Source organism: Vibrio nereis NBRC 15637 (assembly GCF_001591105.1).
GTDB classification, from domain to species: Bacteria; Pseudomonadota; Gammaproteobacteria; order Enterobacterales; family Vibrionaceae; genus Vibrio; species Vibrio nereis.
This window is the reverse complement of the sequence record NZ_BCUD01000009.1, coordinates 118,696-135,622: the sequence shown is the minus strand read 5'-3', so window position 1 is coordinate 135,622 and position 16,927 is coordinate 118,696. Positions and strand designations below refer to the sequence as shown.

Below are 16,927 nucleotides of genomic sequence, written 5' to 3'. Positions count from 1 at the left end.
ATCTATTTATTACTCCCACTCATCGACTGATTCAAGTACTGGAACGCCTTTGTGAAAACCGATAGAGATGTAGTGCTTTGCGCTTTTTGAAGAATATGAAACACCCCAATAAGTGCTGGTATTGCAATCAACTGGCACAGAAAAACCATCAAGCGTAAATTCATCCTGCCAATTTTCTGGTAGAGCAGTTTCATTACCCAAACTTTCCCATGCTTCATGAATCGCAGGTAAGGCTCTTTTGTACAATTCGCTTGGCTTAGCAAGAGTATTTTTGCAAAAAGCCTCTTCCGAAGCCGTAGGCTCTCTATAGCCTTTGATTGGCCCATCATCTTCCGTGTAAACGCCAATTGTCCCCTGTCCATATTTAACACGGGCTTGCCAACAAGCGGGAGAACCTTGGGGCCATAGCAAAAGATCCTCAAAAAACTCGTGCTCTTTTTTTATGGCCTTTCTTTTCTTTGAAGACAGAATGAATTCCGCTACGTAACCAAGTATCAAAACAATGATAAATATATAGACTGGATTATCGAACATACTTTCCTTGTACTGCTAATGAATAAGCACACTTCCTTGTGTGGTGTGCTCTGGATTTATATCCAAGCCAGAGATAGCAGCAAAAATGGAACCGCCAATAAAGAGGCCATTTTTGCTAGCGAAGTGATTTCGCGAATAACAACTTCACGTTTTGGTGAAATCGCCATTTCAGCAGAATACGTCGCAGCAGCTTGGTTAGCGTTCATTTGACTTCCTTAAGGGTGAGTCAGAGTGAGTGAACGCGAATTCTAAGGGTTTATTGAAGTTGTCGCAACGGAGAACAAACTTAGAAACAAACAAGTTGAAGACTACAAAAGGAACCCGTGAAAATAAAGGTGTGAGTCTGACTCTTTTTGACCTGCTCACATTGCCTTCATAAACCATATTCAGCTCCTCCCACTTTTTATACCCCAATCGAAGGCTAATAGATAAGTACTAGTCATTACTGCTCACCTCATGACGATATTTAATCCAAGAGCTCTTATCTGAGATTAAACGTTGAAAGGTAAACATTGAATAATTAGCTAGTAATTGGAGTCATCCCTTAAGCGTAAATAAATGGCTCAACATATAGACACACTTCAATTAATTCGCATCAAATTTATACAATCAGCTTCTATAAATATTCACGCTTATGCATTTTTATGACCATGGTCATAGAGGCATATTAACTAATGCTGTATAAAACCGAGCGATTATAACTATAAAACAATAACTAAACTTTAATATGAGTCTATAAACGTATGAAATTAAAAATAATTAGCAGTGTAATAAGCATTGTTATGCTATCAGGCTGTACAAGCATGATGCAAAAAAAGGACTTCGACAATTTCAATGGAAAATTGGAAAGTGGCGATTTTCTTGGCGCATCCGAGCTAGCGTTAGATAATGCTGGATACGATCAGGAATCAGGCGAAACAGATGATTTGTTGTGGACGCTACAAGCTGGCGCGACATTGAACTATTCCGGCGACTACGAACTTTCAACAAAACTTTTAGATGCATCTGAAAAGATGATGAAAAGTGAAGATACTGAAGGTACGGTTTCAGAAACTGGTGAACTAGTTGGTTCCATGATTGGTAACGACGCTATGCTTGATTACGAGCAAGCTCATTATGATGGGATCATGACCAACACCATCAAAGCTTGGAATTTCCTCTCTCAGAATGACTACCAGAATGCTCGCGTAGAGCTAAACCGAGCTGAAGAACGACAACGCCGTGCGGCTCAGCACTTTGCCGATATCATTAAGGAGCGAAAAGCCGAACTTGAAGAAGAGGCTGGTGAGTCAGGTTTTCTTGTTAAACAAACAATGGAATCTAAAGCCACTAAAAGTGCACTTTCACAAGCCGGCATCGAGTATGGCCAGTGGAAACCTTACGATGGCTACGTAAACCCTTTTACTACTTATACATACGGCCTTAATTTACTGCTAACAGGTAAAAGTAAATCGGACTTCCAAAAAGCATCTGACTCGTTTAAACGCGTCTATTCTATGACGGGTTCTAAAGCGGTTAAAGCAGACTATGAACTAGCTCGTTCTATGGCTCGTTCAAACAAAAAGTCTAAGCTGAAAAACCAAGTCTGGGTTATTTTCGAAAACGGTAAATCAACGGTAAAAGAAGAAAAGCGTGTAGACCTGCCAATCTTCTTGCTATCCGACAACGTCTCATACGCTGGTATCGCAATTCCAAGGCTCAGCCAGCGCGGTGTTGCTTTCTCCAACATCACAGCAAACGGTGCGAAAACAGAAACTGTTGCAGATATGGACAAAATCATCAGCGCAGAGTTTGACCAAGAATTCCCATACATTCTTGCCCGTGAAATTACACGCGTCACGTTGAAAACCATTGCCCAGAAGCAAGTGAAAGATCAAAACGCTCTACTTGGTGACGCATTTGCAGTACTGCAGCTAGCGACGACTGGTGCAGATATTCGTTCGTTCTCCGCGCTTCCTAGCCAATACCAAGCCGTACGCGTAGAAGCAAAAAATAAGAAAGTTCAAATTAAGGCTGGCAACTTCACGCTACCTGTTGAACTCAGCAAAGATGCTGATAAGCATATCATTTATGTCAAAGCGGTTTCTCCGGTCATCGCTCCAACTGTAAAAGTCGTAAATATCTAAGGAAACACAATGAAAAAACTCGCTATTGCTACAACGATTGCTTTGGCAACTCTGTCTGGTTGTAAAACTACTACTGCATATATCGATGCATCAGACACATCAACCAACGTAGTCGCAGCCCTATCATATGCCGACTTTTCAAAAGCAGCGAATGAAATGGCAGATGACATCACAAACAACAAACTCATGACGCATCCTCAAGCAGATGTTGGTGGTCGCTACATCGTTTATGTTAACGATATCGAAAATGACACAATGCAACGCCTTGATACGGACCAGCTAACTAAATCTCTACGAGTAAAACTTTTGCAGTCTGGTAAGTTCTTGGTCACAACCGCATTTGGTGAAGATGACGCAACTCAAAAAATGCGCCAGTTAAAAGACTCTAAGATGGTTAAGAAATCAAGCGTTAAAGGAGACAACCAAGTACTGGCACCTGATTTCAGCCTGTCAGGCAAAATCCTTCAGCGTAACTCATCTCTGGACAACGGTGACACACGCATTGAGTACTACTTCCAAATGACACTGACCAATATCGAAAACGGTCTAGCGTACTGGGAAGGTGAACGTGTCGTCGGTAAAGTTTCTGACGGTTCAAGCGTTAGCTGGTAATAAAAATTGGGCAGTCTTCACTGCCCAATTCTTTTCCAATAAGAATAATTAGGTAAAGTTATGAAAATGAACAAACTGTTGGCTGCAATGTTAGTAGCTGGACTAGCGATGCCAGTGGTGGCTGAAGAGCAATTAGTAGATACTAAACAAGCGGCAGAGATCCCTCAACAAGTTGCTGGCGAGCAATCAGATAAAGACGTTGTTCAAGCAAAGGCAGATGTAGACACAACAGATGCGGTAGAATCAAAATTGGATTCGTATGTCGCGAAAGTGAAAAAGAGCTTAGAACAGCAAGGGAAACTGCATAAAGTCTTCATATTCAGCGGAACCGCTGAGCTGGACGTAGACAGAAATGACCCTAACTGGGCCAAATTCCGTGAAAGAACTCTCGAACAAGCAGTACTTAACGCTCGTAAGTCATACTTGGAAACGCTAAATACCAGTGTAACCAACAATACCATCACCTCTATGGCATACAGCAACGGCCTACCAGCGCCAACGGCTGATGATTTCAAAACAGACTCTAAGATGGTGGGTTTCTTAGATAAAGCTGTTGCGGTATTGGAAGGTAAATTAGACAGCGAACTGAGTGAAATGGGCATCGACCCTAAACAGTTCGAGGCCGCGCCACCAGCGATTAAGCGTGATCTGTTTAAAGAGTCAGTTGTCGATCAAACTGTCCGCACTTCTTACGGTGATCTATCAGGCATGATGGTTATCAAAGTGTTCGAGGAAATCAAAGAATCTGGCCAGGGCACTATTGGTGTAGCAATGGCGCTATCAGCGAGCAAGCGTGCACAAGTAAAAGCTATGATTGACTCTGATGGACAAGTCTCTCCACAAGCTGATAAAGCGAACAAAAGATTCTCTTCTATCCACGCAATGTTGTTGGCGCAAAAAGATAGCCTGTATCTAAAATCAGGCACTCAAGTTGCTTACGATTCAGAAGGTTACCCAATGATCATTGCTTATGGTCAGTCAGGTGTTACATTCTCAAGCTCTTCAGCTAAGAAAAAAATTGAACGTAAAGTGGCTCAAAATTTTGCAACCAACAACGCTTGGGCAAACCTATCACGTACGTACAACTTAAATGGTGACCTGGAAAACAAAACATCCAGCGAAAAACAAGTATCAGAAAGTGAGAAGTTCGAACTTATCGTTGATTCCGTCCGTTCAACATCTTCAGGCTTAACGCAGAACTTGATAGAAAGCATGCAAGAACGTGCTGCTATGCATTCTTCTATCCAGAACATGACTGGTGTGAGTACAGAATATGAATGGCGTCGCAAGCACCCGGTTACTGGTCACGAGATGGTGGGTTCCGTGCTTGTTTGGCACCCTAAGAAAATTACTACCGCGAAAAACATAGCGAGTGGTAAAACTGAAGCGCAACTCGACCTAGAGCTACAAGGAAATGGCGGTTCAACGAACTCTGCCGAATCAGAAAACATGTTTGATGCAGCGGATTTTTAATGATGAATAAGATTATTTTTACAGCTCTGCTGATGTTTACCCCTTTGATGGTGCAAGCAGCAAGCTACGAGAAAGTGATTACCACAGGTCAAGGGGAAACCTTAGACCAAGCGATTGACGTTGGCTTACGTCGTGCCGTTGAACAGGTTTCAGGCGTTTCCATAGACAGCGGTCGTATCTCTTCGACAACGTATGTATCCGATGGTGAAAAAAGCAAAGTCAAAGACGCCATGATAGACGGTACACAGATCACCTCTAAAGGTGATGTTAAATACCGCATTTTGCATGAGCAATGCCTAAACGATTTCTGCAACGTCAAATTGGAAGTGAGTGTAAAAGTAGACCCTCGCGATAAGATTAAGGATCAAAACTCCAATCGCAGAACCATCGCCGTAGGCCAGTTCACTGGACCAAAAGGAAAAACGATCGGAAAGAAAGTCCTGAAATACCTAGTTCAGGATCGAAAGTTTAAAGTTTTGGATAACCCTAATGATCCTAGTTTGCAGTACCTCGTCACTGGTAAGGTGATTACAGCGGCAACAAACAAACGTGTCGTTGATAAATCACGTACTGTGGAACTAACAGGCGAAAGAATTAAGGATGTAAAAACCTACTACAGTTCAAAGGTCTTAGTCGAGTACCGTATTGTAGACATCGTAAACAACCAAGTTAAATGGTCTGCTACAATTCCAACAACATCAGGCAGAAATAACCTGAGCTTACTTGTTGATATCGCATCGAAGAAAGTCTTTGACCAGCTAAAAGATAATATCTACCCAATGGTTGTCCTAGTTGGCGATAATGGCTCTCTGGTTCTTAACTCTGGTGGCGAAACGGTGAAACGAGGCCAGTATTTTGATGTATTCAGCCTAGGCGAAAAATTTATCGACCCGGTAACAAAAGAAAGCTTAGGTCACGACGAAATGAAAGTTGCGACTGTCAAAGTAACTAAGGTCCTTCCTAAATTTGCGTACGTCTCTGTGGTGAAAGGGAATACTAGCGAAATCAAGAACAACAGTATTGCCCGTAAATCCGCGTACCGAGCTCCAAAGAAAAAAAGAGCGACGTATAAGCCGAAAAGCCATGCAAAACCTAAGGAAGAGGAAAAGTCCGTCGGCATTGTCCTATAAAGGCGACACAGTTTCTCTAAGTAACAACAATATGGCAGCCAACTATACGGCTGCCATTTTTCAAGCCTTCCCCGTATTTCACTTTGTACCCCTCCAAAAGCGTATTGTGACGGACTCAGTAGTTCTCTCACCCTTTCTCCGAGTTACCGATGAAAAGCGAAACCAAGTTATCAGTTATCAACGACGCTATGCTACCAGGGGTCATCCACTAATAATGCTGCTGTAATATCGCCTATCAAGTTCCTAATCATGAAGCAAAAAAATAGATAAATATCCGTTACAGAAGCTTTTTTAGTTGTATATGAAAAGTGAATAACTAGTGAATAGAATAAGAAAAGCCTGATTTTAGAAAAACTAAAACCACTCAGAGAAAAGCAAGTGACAATAACGATAAACCATTGATATGCATTAGATATTTTTTATTCCCTTACTTTTTTACCAACTATTATTTAGCACAAATAAACAGCAAAAAATTGCTATACTTTAAAAATTGCATTTTCAAGCAATTTTACAACTCTTTAGCAACCTTCCATTATCGATCACATATAACACAACACAATATGCGCCTCTATTAACAAATGTGATACTTATTAGCGCGTTGTTATCACATCGATTAACACCAAATACTCTAGAACCTTACAAATACAAAAATAAAAACTACATAAGTTGATTCATAATCAACAAGGAGATTAGCCTACCATGTGGAACATTCTTAAAATCGCGAGTGCGTTTATTGGAATCATTGTCGGAGCTGGTTTTGCTTCAGGGCAAGAAGTCCTGCAATACTTCACTAGCTTTGGACATTGGGGAACAGCAGCGGCAGTCGTCGCGACCGCACTATTTGCCTACTTGGGTATGATGCTGACGATGCTGGGTTCGAAAACGAAAACAATGTCTCACAAAAAAGTTATCTACCAGATCAGCGGCCGCTGGGTTGGTATCATCGTAGACTACGTTATCATCTTCACTTTATTTGGTGTGGGCGTTGTCATGATTGCGGGTGCAGGCTCACTGTTAAACCAACAGTTTGATCTGCCGTCTTACGCTGGAAGTATTATTCTTACTGTACTTATCGGTCTAACGGCCATGATGAACGTTAACCGTGTAGTGGCAGTCATTGGTAGTATCACTCCTTTCCTGATTATTGCCCTAGTCGTGATTTGTGCATACAGCATCATCACTATGGACCAGTCGTTTGATTCTCTAGCACCTATTGCCGAAAGCGTAGAATCAACACTACCACACTGGTTTATTTCAGCTGTCAACTACGTATCTTTCAACCTAGCAGTTGGTGCTGCGATGGCGCTCGTAATGGGTGGTGCAGAAACAAACCCTAAAGTGGCTAAGCTTGGTGGCCTTCTTGGTGGCGCAGGCGTTGGTGTCCTAATCGTACTTAGCCACCTGGCGCTGTTCTCTAAAATTGAAGTGGTTGCAGATTACCCAATGCCGCTACTGAAAATCATCGATATGATTTCACCGGCACTATCAACGTTTATGACATTCATCCTGCTCGGTATGATCTTTAACACTGCTGTAAGTATGTTCTACGCATTTGCGGCTCGTTTCGTACCAATGAAAACCGCACAAGCGAACAAGTTCATCTTCGCAACGTTAGCGGTTGGTTTTGTGGCAAGTTTTGCAGGCTTCACTAAGCTGGTAGCGGTATTCTACCCGCTGATCGGTTACTTAGGTCTATTCCTTGTGGGTGCTCTTATCTACGCTCCATTCAAGCTGAAAAAAGACGAAGCAAAACTTCAACGCGCAGCTTTTGCTACTGAGTAATATTGATTTATATTCACAGGTAATAAAAACGGCATCCGGGGTCACTCGGATGCCGTTTTTTATATAAAGCGTAAAATCGTTATCAGCTTAACACGTCTTCAACACTGCGGCTTGAAAGCGATTCCCTAAAATTCCGCCGACTATAAGTACAGCTAGGAACACCCAACCAGAGAGCGAAAAGTTCACAATCGGTGTGAACAGAGCTCCGACGTTACATCCATTCGCAAAGCGAGTACCAAACCCCATGAGCAAACCACCCACAGCAAACAAAGAGTAATGACGTAGGGTGTAGCCTTTTTTGAGTGAGAACGAAAACTTACCTAACATCAATACAGCAACTAAGGTTCCCAGCATAATCGCAAAGTTTTGCACGCTCACGCTGTGGCTGAAGAACGGAAGAGTAAAGAGGGCTTCAGGTCGATGTGTAAAAGCCGACACATCGGCTGGGTTTGCGCCAAGCAGAATCAAAGCTTTACCGAACCAAATACCAAAGGGCGTTGAAGCTCCCCAACCTGCCCCCGTCGATACCAGCATCACGCCACAAATCAAGGCAATAACAAGTGCAGAGGTACGCATTTGCCATACGTTGCCAAACCAACGCTGATAACTTTCTTTGCTCCAAAACCCTTGATTCTGAAGCTTCGGCTCTCGTGCTAGCACTTCACGCAATGTTTCGCCTTCCACTCCGTGGAATGTCCCCTCTTGCTGACGTTTAGATTGGTATTTTTTAGCAAGTTGAACAACAACAAGAGCAAGTACAATGGTTAATAACACAGACATTAGGTAGCCATTGAGCGGCCCCCAACTAAAGAGATCGGGCAAGAATACGCCTTTGCCATCATAACTTGATGTCGAGATAACGGTTTGCTGGATCCAACCTTGAGTCGCCTGCAATGGAAAGCCCAAGAATACACCAGCACCAAAAAATACCAGCGTGGTTAACGCGCGTGGAATATCCCCCACCATTTCAACCATTACACCGCTGGCGCAACAACTCGACAGGCTCATCCCTGCACCAAACATAACGCCGCCAACAAGAAGGCCCATATTGATCGGGTTCACCCACAGGTCATAATCGCCTGCTTGAGTATTAAATAATAAACCTGCATTAATAACGGCAGTAACAACAAACATAAACATCAACGTTTGAAGTAGCTGCGTTGAACCCCGACGATACGCGCGATTGACACTACCAGCAAAACCCAGCGTCCCCTTGGTCAGCGCAAACCCAAGCCCTAGCCCCATAAGTAGCCTTAGGTAAAGGGATGCGTCTTCCAGAAACATCCCACCAATAATCAATGTTGTAAGCGTGACGCCTAAAGCCCACCCTGCTTGTACTTTATTCATTAATAATATCTAACCCGACGAAATTTACTTGTTATACATTCGCGTACTCAAATGCGATCGAGCACAGGCTAACATGAGGAGTCAGTTATAATGATAGTTGCAATTATAACTTTTTCTTCTACCTTAAAATATTTTAGAGAACGATATACTGATGTGGTATTGAAGGATTGGATTTATGGTGGGATAGAAAAGCACCCATCACCTGATTCTTTGATGGGTGCATGTTTCAGTACTTTAAAGCATGGAGCTTTCGCGCTGTTCTTTTTGCTGTTTCTCTTTCTTGGATTGGTTATTAAATGCTTTCATCAGATCCGAATGGATATAGTTCATAGACAACTGAAAGCTCATATGAGGAGCATTCAGCGTGATTTCTGTTTGACCATCTTTGTAAGTTGCAGACTTATTACCTACAAATGGAACCTTCTGACTAACTAGCTGATACTTATTCCCAAGCACACCGTGCAAATAATCAAATTTGTTTTTTGGCAGTTCAGTTAATACCGCGACCAATTTTCCTGAAGTATCAAATACCGTTGTTACATCACTAATCCCTTCAAAATTGATTTGATCTCGAGAGATATTGTACATATCGCCGTGGCTGTATTTGTTGGTGCCAGTATGATTTACCGTATATTTGCTCTTTAGCTGATCTACAGATGTTTCACCAATGGTTAAACCAAATACCGTTGGGTTCGCCCAAACTGCGTTGCTCATTAGCAGTAATGACAAAAGTAGCTTTTTCATTTTATTTCACCTAGTACAAATGCGTGTTATTGATATAGCCAATCGTGTGATTTTTAGGGTAGTAGATCTCTGTCCACTTGCTGCCTTGGGACAATAAGTAAACGTTCGTACCTCTACCTAGGCTCATTTTAGGCTGACTATCAAAGCTCTGTTTTGAATAAACCTCTGTCTCTTTAACGTTTACTCTCATTCTTCTGAGCTTAGGTAAAACTTGCTCCAGACTGGATTGAGCACTTTTGTAATTTTGTTGAGCTGCTTTGGCAAGCCAGTACGCTGCTAGTTGGTCACTTTTACGAACACCTGACCCAACTTTGTACGATTGACCAACGTTATACTGCCCTACGTCACTTCCAAGTCTCGCCGCCTTTTGGTACCACTCAAACGCCATCGTTTTGTTTTTCTCTGTACCTTGGCCATTATCGTACATGTATCCGAGGTTATTCTGAGCAGTACTAGAACCCTGGTCTGCTGCTTTTTGGTACCACTTAAACGCTTCGCGGTAGTTTTTCGCCACACCTTCGCTGCTACTTAGCATCCAGCCCAAACGGAACTGAGCATCAACGTACCCTTTATCGGCAGATTTTTTAAACCACTGGTAAGCTTCCAACAAGTTCTTATCTCTGCCATACCCATGGTAATGATGGTTTCCAACGTAATATTCAGACGCCCTATGACCTTTTTTACTTGCTACCAAAAACCATTCGTAGGACTTGTTGTAATCGCGTTTAACTCCGTCACCGAAGTAATACATCTTTGCCAGATTGTAAGCAGCATATTCATTTGATTTCGCTACTCTATTGAGCAAGTCATAAGCTTTTTTGGTGTTTTTTTCCGTACCGATACCGTATAGGTAATAACGCCCTAACTCTGCAGTAGTAACGCCTTTAATGAGTTGGCTTTTTTCCGCTTGAGACATCCAGTAGAACGCTTTTTTCTTATCAATCGCGGTACCTTCACCATTCTCATACATCCAAGCTAAATTCCTAGCTGCAGCTGTATAACCATTGTTCTCAGCTGATTTTGTATACCATTCAATGGCTTTAGCATTATCTTCAGTTACGCCATAACCTTGATCGTAAGATAGCCCAATGTAAAAAGAACAACTCCTATATCGGTTCGAACAGCGCTCAAACCATTTGGTCGCATTTTTATACTCTTTTTTATTCCAATAATGTTCCGCTACTTTCTTTGTCGCGGCGGCATCACCACTTTCAGATTTTATCCATAGTGGGAACAATTTCTCGTTCTCTTGTAAGAACTGTTTAGCAGCCACTAAGTCGCCATCGGAAGCCGATGTTAAGTAGGAATGGGCGTCTTTGAATTGTTCTTTTTTAAACAGAACCATTCCATAATCATATTGTGCTTGAGTTAGGCCCGCATCGGCAGCTTGCTTAAGCCAAGACAGATCATCTTCAGATGGACGATTGGTTGACGTATATAAGCGATGCATTGATCTGGCATCACCATTTGTTGCCAACTCTTGCCATGCTTCGCGAGCCTCTGCCACGTTCCCCTCTTGGTAGGACTCTTCTGCCGATTCGTATGTGGCAGAGCAACCAGAAACAGCCAAAGCCGCAATAGCCACTGATAACCAACTGCGTTTAAACATGTATTCCAACCTTTATGTAACATATTGTAATTTATCGCAATTACAGTACGTATCTTGCTGTTATGCATCAAGTTAAATTTGGAATATAGATACAGCGGTCACACTCAATACCTACACTTGGCGTAACGAACTGGCAGCTAAGTGAGAACTGACGAAATGATGCTCAATGAGACCTTGCGTATCTGATGTGCTCGATGGGAATAAAAAAGCTAAACAATGTGAAATGTGACCGCATCAAAAAAGCCGCTAATTACTCAGCGGCTTTAACATCAATAGTAAACGTCTTACAAGGCGTTAGTGGGTAACAGTTGAATCATATTCTGCTTCAAGCATGTTGGCTTTCTGATAAGCAGGATGCTCAGCCAACAGCGCGGCATAACGCTGGATATTTTCAAATTGTGCTAGCAAACCAAATTTATGCAACATTTCAGCAATGAACGACATCATGATATCGGCGCCAGTGAGACGTTCTTCAACCAAGTAAGTTTTCCCTTCCAAACATTGATTGAAATAACTCATTACTTTCTGCGTTTCTACATCAGCGTAACCATCCAGGAAGTTCATTTCCGCGCCATCTTTGGCAACAAAGACCTTCAGCAATAGTGGTAGAATCGCTGAGCTTTCCGCAAAGTGCATCCATTGCAGGTACTCAACGTACGCTTGAGTCCCGCGCTGTGGGGCAAGTTTTTCTGCACCATATTGTTCAATCAGGTATTCAGTGATCGCGCCTGATTCGGTAATCACCTGGCCGTTATCTTCAATGACGGGTGACTTACCCAAAGGGTGCACACTTTTTAGTTCTGGTGGCGCAAGAAACGTAACGCTATCACGTTGATAGGCAACGACTTCGTAGTCCAGTCCAAGCTCTTCCAGTAGCCAAATAATTCGCTTAGAGCGCGATTGGTTTAAGTGATGAAGTTTGATCATTGTATTTCCTTATTCGCTCTTATAGCGGTTCGTTCGTTTTAATCACAAGCTTGCCAAAGTTTTTGCCTTCAAGCAGACCTTTAAATGCTTGCGGTGCATTTTCCAGCCCTTCGATCACTTGCTCTTTATACTGAATACGGCCTTCCGCCAGCCATTTCATCATGTCTGCAGCGAATTCACTGTAACGGTGCGCGTAGTCATCAAAAATAATGAAACCTTGCATCTTGATGCGTTTCACCAACAGTTGACCCATCAATAGCGACAGGCGATCAGGGCCTTCTGGCAATGAGGTAGCGTTGTATTGTGATACCAAACCACACAGCGGAACGCGTGCGCTGCTGTTAAGTAGTGGCATGACAGCATCAAACACCTTACCGCCCACGTTTTCAAAGTAGACGTCAATACCTTTGTCACAAGCTTCCGCCAGTTGCTGAGCAAAATCTTCCGCATGGTGGTCAAGACATTCGTCAAAACCCAATACTTCTTTTGCGTAGCGGCACTTTTCTTCACCACCCGCAACACCAACGACTCGACAACCTTTAATTTTGCCTATCTGCCCAACGGTCGCGCCAACGGGTCCAGTAGCGGCGGCCACAACAAGCGTTTCGCCTGCTTTTGGTTGGCCGATATCTAACAACCCCATGTACGCAGTAAAGCCTGGCATCCCCATAACGCCCAATGCATAAGATGGCTGCTCAGGATTTTTGCCAAGCTTGATTAAACCTTCACCATTGGAAATGCCGTAATCTTGCCAGCCTGTGTACGCTAATACCCACTCGCCAACCTCAAACTCTGGGTGACGAGATACTTCAACCTGACACACTGTGCCGCCAACCATGACATCATCAATGGCAACTGGCTCTGCGTACGATTTTGCGTCACTCATACGGCCACGCATGTAAGGGTCTAAAGACAGATAAACGCTACGCAATAGCATTTCACCGTCTTGCGGAGTGGGCTTCTCTACTGTTTCAAGTCTAAAGTTTTCTGCCTCGGGTGCGCCATGAGGACGAGAGGCCAATACAATACGACGGTTAGTTTGTGAAGGTGACATAGGATATTTCCCCTTGTTATAGACCGGGCAATTAGACCAGTCGTCTAGTTATCTTTTCAAAAAAACCGCCAAACAAATCGGCGGTCGTTCACGAGCAGTATTTACTGCCCTTTCAATAGCAGTTTCGTATTATCTAAGCACTGTTTTAGCCCAGATTGATCTTGGTACAATTTGTTCAACAAACTCGCACCCACCCAAACGTAATAGATTTGATGTGCGGCTTTGTCACTGTCTTTGACCTTGATAGATCCATCAGCAATACCTTTGTCAATGCATTGAGCAATCGCGGTAATGATCTTATCAGCACCACTTCTAAGCGCCAAACGCATAGGCTCTGACAAATCAGACACTTCTGCGCTTAGTTTTACAACCAAGCATTTATTGGCGTTGCAGCTGCCATTATCAACATCTAGCCAGCGCTCAAAATACTCCATCAGAGACTGGTAACCCGTTTTAGCGGGATTCTCAAACAGTTCAGCGATATTGACCAAGTAGTGAGTAAAATAGTCTTGGATCAACGACTCACCAAAGTGCTCTTTAGACTTAAAGTAATGATAAAAAGAGCCCTTCGGCACGTTCGCCGTTTTTAACAGTTCAGAAAGGCCAACACTGGTAAAGCCCTTAGTAACGATAAGCTCGTAACCGACTTCTAAAATGTGCTGGCGTGTATCATTCGTTTTTGCGTTCATGGCGACAATGATAGATCCGATTAGACCAGTCGTCTAGTCTTTAATGGAACTCTTACCTTAAATGGATGAATTTACTGATAGCAGTAAACGAAGGTTCGAAGGAAAAGGAGGATAAGGTGACAGTCAAACGCCCTGGCACATAAACGTACCAAGGCTTGTTAACTCGATATTACATGCTTTCCACATTGTAAATGTCGTAAGGGAAATACTTACTCGCAATAGACTTATGTTTTCCATTTGCGATCAAAGCAGCAAGGCCTTTGTTAAGCAGTGCTTGCAAGTCCTTGTCTTGTTTACGAACGGCAATGCCTACCCCTTTGCCAAACCACTTTGGCTCAGAATAAGCAGGACCTGTAAAGTGAAAGTCTTTGCCTTGATCCGTATCCAGAAATCCGCTTCGTAGACCAATTGCGCCGCCGAACACCGTATCTAAACGGCCGTTAATGAGATCGGTAAATGCTTCATCAAACGTATTGTATCGACGCAGCTCAATATCTGGGTACGCGTGGCTTAGGTACTGATCGCCAACCGTCGCGCGCTGAACACCGACAACAATCCCATCCATTCCTGCTTCACTTGGGTCAATCTCGCGGTCTTTACTCATCACAAAGCGCTGAGGGACAAGCGCATATGGTTCCGTAAACGCGACTTTTTTCTCCCTTGCCGGGGTGATCGTCATGGCGGCTATAATCGCGTCACTTTTTCTCGCTAATAGCGCAGGAATAATGCCGTCCCAATCCTGTTTACCGATAACGCACTTAACTTGCAACTCTTCACACAGGGCGTTTGCTAAGTCGACATCAAACCCCACTAGCTCCCCGTCTTCTGATGTCCAGTTGAAGGGAGGGTAAGCACCTTCGACCATAAAGCGGACCGTTTTCCACTCTTTGGCCATGGCATTACTCGTTAAGCCTAAGCAAACCAACAACGTAAACAATATTTTTTTCATTTCAGAATCCTTTTCATTTTGTTTTTATCCTTAATCCGTGCTCTTGACGTAAAACAATACACTCAGCTTCATGGCAATTAGCTTTTACACCACGATGCGAAACTGAGTGAGTAGCATAGAGTAATTACATCTCTATCACCAAAGAGAAAATACATATTTTTAACAAAAAAGACACAAAACAGAGTAAAAGGAAGATGGACTTACTGTTGGCAGCGCACAGATGACTTTCGCTCTCTCATGACATCACGCACTTTGAGAGACAAAATAATACTCGAGAGTAACAAGGTCATCGCATTGGCAATGATGACGGGCCAATCTAGCACAGCGATTCCATATACAAACCAAAGAAACACTCCAAAGACAAAACAGCTGTACATTGCTAAAGAGATAGAGGCGGTATCTCTCGTTTTTAGAATATACAGTACTTGTGGAACAAATGAACACGTCGTACACAATGCCGCAATATAGCCAAGAATAGTGATATCAATCATCAATTTTTACCTATAAAAAATGCCCTGCACTGGCAGGGCATGATTGGTTACTATCAGTTATTTCATTTCAACCCAGAACTCTTTATTCGCTTCAAGTAAATCTTCTAAAATATCTTTAGCGACTTTGGCACTTGGAATGGTTGCGGACAGAGTCAGCGCTTGCCACAGTTTTTGTTTAGAACCTTCTACATGTGCTTGCACAACCAGTTTTTCTACCGATACTTGCTGGTTCATCATGCCTTTTTGGAACTCAGGGATTTCACCAATTTGCAGAGGTTTAGCGCCCGTATTGTCGACAATACATGGGATCTCAACCATTGCAGTTGGGTCAAAGTTACTAATCGCGCCATTGTTAGACACAATCAGCAGCATACGCTCCTTGGTGTTAAACGCGATAGCTGTCGCTAGGTCCACAATGTATGACGCATGCTCTTCCACTTCAATGGTTGTATCCGTCGCAGTACCATTGGCAATAATGCGATGACACTCAGTAAACACTTCCTTCTCACGGCCTTCCATTACTTCGTTTGCACGGGTGAACTCTTTGTTAGAGTGTTCTACTACGTAATCAGGGTACATGTAGTATTTCAAGTACGTGTTTGGAATGGTTTCAGGATCAAGTGCATACACATCACGCACTTTAATGAAGGTCTCTTTCCAGGACTCATCGGTGTGCTGAGCGCCGTTCATCGCACTCGGCGGTAAATAGCCATACTCTGTGATGTACTCTTTGATGCGCGGCATAAGATCTTCACCTGTTGCCGCGTCTTTGAACTCTTTCCACCAACCAAAGTGGTTAAGGCCGTAGTACATAATATCGAACTGTTTGCGATCGTCGTAACCTAGGATCTCTGCAATGCGAGTTTCGATACCAATTGGCATGTCACAAATATTCAGGACTTTTGAGTTTGGACGCATAACACGGCACGCTTCGGCAACAATTGCGGCTGGGTTTGAGTAGTTCAACATCCAAGCATTTGGCGAGTACTTCTCCATGTAATCAATCAACTCGATGACAGCCGGGATAGATCGTAAGCCATAAGCCATACCACCAGCGCCACATGTTTCTTGTCCTACACAGCCGTGACGAAGTGGGATTTTCTCGTCTTGCTCACGCATCGCATACAGACCCGCTCGGATGTGAGCCATACAGAAATCAACATCACTAAACGCTTCTTCTGGATCGGTTGTGTAAGAAAACTCGATATGTGGTGCGCGCTCTTGAAGCAAGATTTTACAAGCTTCAGCAACGGTTTCTTGGCGCGCCGCAAAGTTATCGTAGAATTTCAGTTTACGGATAGGAAAACGCTCCTGGTTTTCTAATAGCATCATTACAATGCCAGGAGTAAATGTTGAACCGCCGCCTGCAATAACAACTGAGAATTCTTTTTTCATAATATGCCTCTCTTTTTTCGGGCGACGCCTCCGCCGCCCCTACAATACTTGTTTAAAATTCTTTG

The 16,927-nt window shown here is 43.1% G+C and carries 16 protein-coding genes; 5 read left to right on the top strand and 11 right to left on the bottom strand.

Annotated elements, in window-relative coordinates; translation table 11 throughout:
* Window positions 1-9: 9 nt before the first annotated feature.
* Together VNE01S_RS11695 and VNE01S_RS19460 are read right to left on the bottom strand one after the other, a co-directional pair.
* Window positions 10-534, bottom strand: coding sequence for a hypothetical protein (locus VNE01S_RS11695; RefSeq protein ID WP_053394491.1), 525 nt, complete (start codon window positions 532-534; stop codon window positions 10-12).
* Between the two features lie 56 nt (window positions 535-590).
* Window positions 591-740, bottom strand: coding sequence for a hypothetical protein (locus tag VNE01S_RS19460; RefSeq protein ID WP_053394490.1), 150 nt, complete (start codon window positions 738-740; stop codon window positions 591-593).
* A 597-nt stretch (window positions 741-1,337) separates the two neighbouring features.
* Here VNE01S_RS19460 and VNE01S_RS11690 point away from each other — a divergent pair.
* The 5 genes from VNE01S_RS11690 to VNE01S_RS11670 all read left to right on the top strand — a co-directional run bounded on the left by VNE01S_RS11690 (window position 1,338) and on the right by VNE01S_RS11670 (window position 7,657).
* Window positions 1,338-2,660: a COG3014 family protein gene (locus VNE01S_RS11690; RefSeq protein WP_245649888.1), complete on the top strand. Its 1,323-nt coding sequence runs from the start codon at window positions 1,338-1,340 to the stop codon at window positions 2,658-2,660.
* A gap of 9 nt (window positions 2,661-2,669) precedes the next feature.
* Window positions 2,670-3,272 (top strand): penicillin-binding protein activator LpoB, encoded by a 603-nt coding sequence (gene lpoB / locus VNE01S_RS11685; RefSeq protein WP_053394488.1) that lies wholly within the window; start codon window positions 2,670-2,672, stop codon window positions 3,270-3,272.
* A 60-nt stretch (window positions 3,273-3,332) separates the two neighbouring features.
* Window positions 3,333-4,745: a DUF6844 domain-containing protein gene (locus VNE01S_RS11680; protein WP_053394487.1), complete on the top strand. Its 1,413-nt coding sequence runs from the start codon at window positions 3,333-3,335 to the stop codon at window positions 4,743-4,745.
* Window positions 4,745-5,875, top strand: coding sequence for a PQQ-binding-like beta-propeller repeat protein (locus VNE01S_RS11675; RefSeq protein WP_156309783.1), 1,131 nt, complete (start codon window positions 4,745-4,747; stop codon window positions 5,873-5,875). The genes VNE01S_RS11680 and VNE01S_RS11675 overlap by 1 nt, the downstream gene beginning before the upstream one ends.
* Before the next feature lie 699 nt (window positions 5,876-6,574).
* Window positions 6,575-7,657, top strand: a complete 1,083-nt coding sequence (locus VNE01S_RS11670; RefSeq protein ID WP_053394486.1) for a YkvI family membrane protein — start codon at window positions 6,575-6,577, stop codon at window positions 7,655-7,657.
* 87 nt (window positions 7,658-7,744) lie between these two features.
* On the opposite strand, the gene VNE01S_RS11665 is transcribed toward VNE01S_RS11670, so the two are convergent.
* The 9 genes from VNE01S_RS11665 to VNE01S_RS11625 all read right to left on the bottom strand — a co-directional run bounded on the left by VNE01S_RS11665 (window position 7,745) and on the right by VNE01S_RS11625 (window position 16,862).
* Window positions 7,745-9,004, bottom strand: coding sequence for a YeeE/YedE family protein (locus VNE01S_RS11665; protein ID WP_053394485.1), 1,260 nt, complete (start codon window positions 9,002-9,004; stop codon window positions 7,745-7,747).
* 234 nt (window positions 9,005-9,238) lie between these two features.
* A complete protein-coding gene (locus VNE01S_RS11660; RefSeq protein WP_053394484.1) occupies window positions 9,239-9,748 on the bottom strand; it encodes a hypothetical protein in 510 nt (169 codons plus the stop codon).
* A 10-nt stretch (window positions 9,749-9,758) separates the two neighbouring features.
* The gene (locus VNE01S_RS11655; protein WP_053394483.1) at window positions 9,759-11,357 is read right to left on the bottom strand and encodes a tetratricopeptide repeat protein; all 1,599 of its coding nucleotides are present in this window, start codon (window positions 11,355-11,357) and stop codon (window positions 9,759-9,761) included.
* 294 nt (window positions 11,358-11,651) lie between these two features.
* Window positions 11,652-12,284: a glutathione S-transferase family protein gene (locus VNE01S_RS11650; RefSeq protein WP_053394482.1), complete on the bottom strand. Its 633-nt coding sequence runs from the start codon at window positions 12,282-12,284 to the stop codon at window positions 11,652-11,654.
* 19 nt (window positions 12,285-12,303) lie between these two features.
* Complete coding sequence (curA, locus tag VNE01S_RS11645) at window positions 12,304-13,338, bottom strand: NADPH-dependent curcumin/dihydrocurcumin reductase (protein WP_053394481.1); 1,035 nt, start codon at window positions 13,336-13,338, stop codon at window positions 12,304-12,306.
* Window positions 13,339-13,439: 101 nt separating this feature from the next.
* Window positions 13,440-14,027 carry a TetR/AcrR family transcriptional regulator gene (locus tag VNE01S_RS11640; RefSeq protein ID WP_053394480.1) on the bottom strand — a complete coding sequence of 196 codons (588 nt, stop codon included), beginning with the start codon at window positions 14,025-14,027 and terminating at the stop codon, window positions 13,440-13,442.
* 169 nt (window positions 14,028-14,196) lie between these two features.
* Entirely contained in the window at window positions 14,197-14,976 is a 780-nt protein-coding gene (locus VNE01S_RS11635; RefSeq protein ID WP_053394479.1) for a transporter substrate-binding domain-containing protein, read from the bottom strand.
* Between the two features lie 200 nt (window positions 14,977-15,176).
* The gene (locus VNE01S_RS11630; RefSeq protein WP_053394478.1) at window positions 15,177-15,467 is read right to left on the bottom strand and encodes a SemiSWEET transporter; all 291 of its coding nucleotides are present in this window, start codon (window positions 15,465-15,467) and stop codon (window positions 15,177-15,179) included.
* A gap of 57 nt (window positions 15,468-15,524) precedes the next feature.
* Window positions 15,525-16,862 carry a 6-phospho-alpha-glucosidase gene (locus VNE01S_RS11625; protein ID WP_053394477.1) on the bottom strand — a complete coding sequence of 446 codons (1,338 nt, stop codon included), beginning with the start codon at window positions 16,860-16,862 and terminating at the stop codon, window positions 15,525-15,527.
* Between the last annotated feature and the right edge of the window lie 65 nt (window positions 16,863-16,927).